The sequence below is a fragment of the Mesorhizobium sp. M1E.F.Ca.ET.063.01.1.1 genome (genome assembly GCF_003998155.1).
Classification (GTDB): Bacteria; Pseudomonadota; Alphaproteobacteria; order Rhizobiales; family Rhizobiaceae; genus Mesorhizobium.
In genome coordinates this window covers 1-3,269 of record NZ_RZSC01000664.1, presented here as the reverse complement: position 1 = coordinate 3,269, position 3,269 = coordinate 1, and the positions used below count along the sequence as shown (strand labels likewise).

The 3,269-nt window shown below is 59.1% G+C and carries 2 protein-coding genes; one reads left to right on the top strand and one right to left on the bottom strand.

Annotated elements, in window-relative coordinates; genetic code table 11:
* Positions 1-343 precede the first annotated feature (343 nt).
* On the bottom strand, positions 344-1,873 hold the full coding sequence (locus EOA29_RS30180; RefSeq protein ID WP_127222028.1) for a calcium-binding protein: 1,530 nt from the start codon (positions 1,871-1,873) through the stop codon (positions 344-346).
* A 437-nt stretch (positions 1,874-2,310) separates the two neighbouring features.
* On the opposite strand from EOA29_RS30180, the gene EOA29_RS30175 reads away from it, so the two are divergent.
* Positions 2,311-3,269: ABC transporter transmembrane domain-containing protein (locus EOA29_RS30175; protein WP_245468580.1), on the top strand; the 959-nt coding region annotated here is incomplete at its 3' end.

Sequence of the window (3,269 nt, the reverse complement as noted above, 5' to 3'; positions counted from 1 at the left end):
TTCGAATGATGAAGACGCAGGGCGATCGGCTGGAGCCCGTAAACTGATGCAGATTCAATGACTACGGCCCGGCCCGCCTTGCCCCGGGAATGCGACGATGGCTGCAGCCCCGCACGGAAAAAGCCAGGGAGGTTTTGGAGTTGGGCGGACCAAACGCCAGGGGAGAGCGCCGGCTACAGGATCTGATTGGGTGGCAAGGCGCTGACGGAGGAGAGCCGACCTCATCCTCCAACCGAGGAATGGTCCGGTTTGACCGGGCTTGAATCGTGAAACGGCGCGAAGCCCGTCTCTGGGGCGGAAACCGGCAGGAGCGTCAGTTCGCTCCTGCCGGCAAGGCGCTCCGTCAGATTGCAAAAAAGGAGTGTTCGTCAAGGTGGAGATGCGGGGTGAGGGAGGCGAATTGCGTCTGAGCATTGCCGCCAACTCCGTCGCTGTCGAAAGAGAGCGCCCCAGTCCGGCTGTTGTAGATGATGTGGTCGCTGGCGTCCTGCGCGCCTTGACCAATGTGGAAATCGCCGGCCGGGAGCGCGCCCTTCTGAAGTCCGGCGAATATGGCGTGGTCGAGGTAGATCTTGTCTTGGGAAACGTTGAAGTCGACGATCCTGTCGACGTTTCCAGCCCCAAGAGCCGTGTTGAACACGAAGGCGTCGTGGCCGCCATAGCCCTTCAATATGTCGGACCCTCCGCCACCGTTGATTTTGTTGTCGCCATAGTTGCCGTTGATCTTCTGGGCGAACTCGTTGCCGGTCAGGTCGATCGCCGTCTTGCCGCCGGTTCTGGAGGTGGAGAGCTGCTCGATATGCGAGCCGGCAGACAGGGCATAGCTGACCGAGGCCATCACCTTGTCGAAGCCGGCGCCTGCAGCTTCCATCACTTTGTCGTGCGCATTGTCGATATGGTAGGTGTTGTTGCCCTTGCCTCCATGGACAATGTGATCGCCGCTTGAAGGATCTGTGGCTATTGTCGTCGGGTCGGTCGTCGGCGTCGTCGGGTTGGTCGTTGACGTCGTGGGGTCGGTCGTTGGCGAAGTGGGATCGGACGGTGGTGGTGTCGCCTCCGAGGTGGGTATCGGCTCGGAGGTTGTCGGCTGCGTCGGCTCTGTGGTCGACGGCTGCGTCGACGAGGTCGAGCTGGTATTGTGCTGCAGGAAGAAGGCCTGCAGTTCCGGGGAGTTCCCGAGCGCGGTGTCGCCGTTCTGCGAGCCCCAGGCATACGTGAAGTCGAATGCCGGCGAAGGAACCAGCTTGGCCCAGTGATCCATCATGATCTTTTCCTGGTCAGCGGTCGGGACGACGAAGGAGCCGCCATTTTCGCTTACCCAGTTTCCGCCGCCGAAAGCCTGGTACTCCGGGATGATGCGGTCAGCCGGAATCCCTGAAGCAACCGCAGCCGCAACCATGCGATCGATCATGTTGTAGTCCGGATTGCTGGCTGTCTTGGAAGTGATCGCATAAGCACCGACGCCGTAATAGTCGATGCCCGTGTTTTCCGGGTTGTAGGTATTGGCGAAGCTCGGGTCGGCGATAGACCCCATGTTCATCATCGTGATGAAAGTCTTTGCACCCGGGAAATGAGAATGGATCCAGTCGGATTCCGCCTTCAGATCTGCCGCGGTCGCATAAGTCCCCCACCTGCCGGTAGGATCCGGCTCATCCGTCAGATAGAACCCAAATACCTTTGGATTGTTAAGGAATGGAGTAACTTGATCAATGAACGACTGGGTAACGCCATCATGGGCGTTGAGATAGACCAACGCCTTCATTCCGTCGGGCAGTGCGTTTACCTGCGAAAGGTACTGAACATCGACGAGATTGAACCCTGCGGCTGCCACGTCGGCGGCAGAGCCGCCCGCTGCATAATGGAGAGTTGCCATATGAGTTCCTTCTAATTCGGCAACGCCCCCAACACCCGTCTGCCTAGCGGAAAGGTACATTAGAAAGAAATCACATACGGATTTCACCGGTCAAAATAATTGATCGGAGCCTGGTGATCGACAACCTCCGTCCGCGAAAAAACTCCGCATTTTCAGCACGCTCGCTCCAGAAAGCGTGAAGCTTCGCGCAGTCCTTGTCCCCGAATATCACCGATTTGCCGGCTCTCGACCGCGGGTTTCGCCACGATTTTGCTTCATTTTGATTAAAGTTCGAATATGTTAGCAACGCCTCATGTCCGGAAATTTCGCCCGGATCTATCTCAGCAGTAGAGGTTTCCCATATTGGCCAAAGCCAAGAAAGCCACGCGGCATTTCCGCGTGAAAGACAGCAGGCTATGAAGACCCAGCAAGAGTTACCTTCCCTTTTACGCACCGCGATGTCGGATTGCGCACCGGGATTGCTTGGCGTTGGGCTTTTTTCCGCGGTGACAAATATCCTGGCGCTGACCGGGTCCCTCTATATGCTCCAGGTCTATGACCGGGTGCTGCCGTCCCAGAGCGTTCCGACCCTGGTTGGATTGACTGTTGGAATGCTGGGCCTTTACGCAGCCTACGGACTGCTCGACTTCGTACGGCTTCGCCTTTTGGTCCGCATTGCCAGCCGGCTCTACAGGAACCTGCACCAAAGGGCATTCGCCGTTTCGGTGCTTTTGCCGCTCAAGGCCGGCCGGGAGGCAGACCGGGTGGATCCGCTGCGAGACCTCGACCACCTGCGCGGCTTTCTTTCAGGATCCGGGCCGACCGTCATCTTCGACGCGCCCTGGATCCCCTTTTACTTGCTGATCATCTATATGCTGCACCCCTCGCTCGGCGTGCTGGCGACGGTCGGCGCTCTCGCCGTCGTGGCGTTGACCGCGGTGGCGGAAATTCTCGGCCGCAGGCCGGCCAGGCTGACATCCGAAGCCATGATCTCGCAGCGCGCCCTTGCCGAGTCCGGTCGCCGCAATGCGGAGGTCGTTCAGGCCATGGGCCTCTCTTCCAGGCTGGCCCGGCGCTGGAGCGACATGGTTCATGGCTACCTCCTATATCAGGAGCGGCTCTCCGACATCATAGGAGGAACCAGTTCGTTATCGAAGGCGCTGAGGATGGCGCTGCAGTCTTCGGTGCTGGGCCTTGGCGCCTATCTGGTGATCGGCGGCGAAGCGTCCCCCGGGGTGATCATCGCATCTTCTATTTTGCTCGGCCGCGCGCTGGCTCCGGTCGATGCGGCGATTGCAAACTGGAAAGGCTTCCTGACGACCCGACATAGCTACTTCCAGCTCAAGGCGACGTTCGATGCGTTCGAAAACCCGACCGAACCCATGGAATTACCCCGGCCGCAAACACGGCTGACGGT

Bases quoted from the DNA above. Each gene is read 5' to 3' on its own strand.
- EOA29_RS30180 (WP_127222028.1), bottom strand. From the start codon at position 1,873: ATGGCAACTCTCCATTATGCAGCGGGCGGCTCTGCCGCCGACGTGGCA.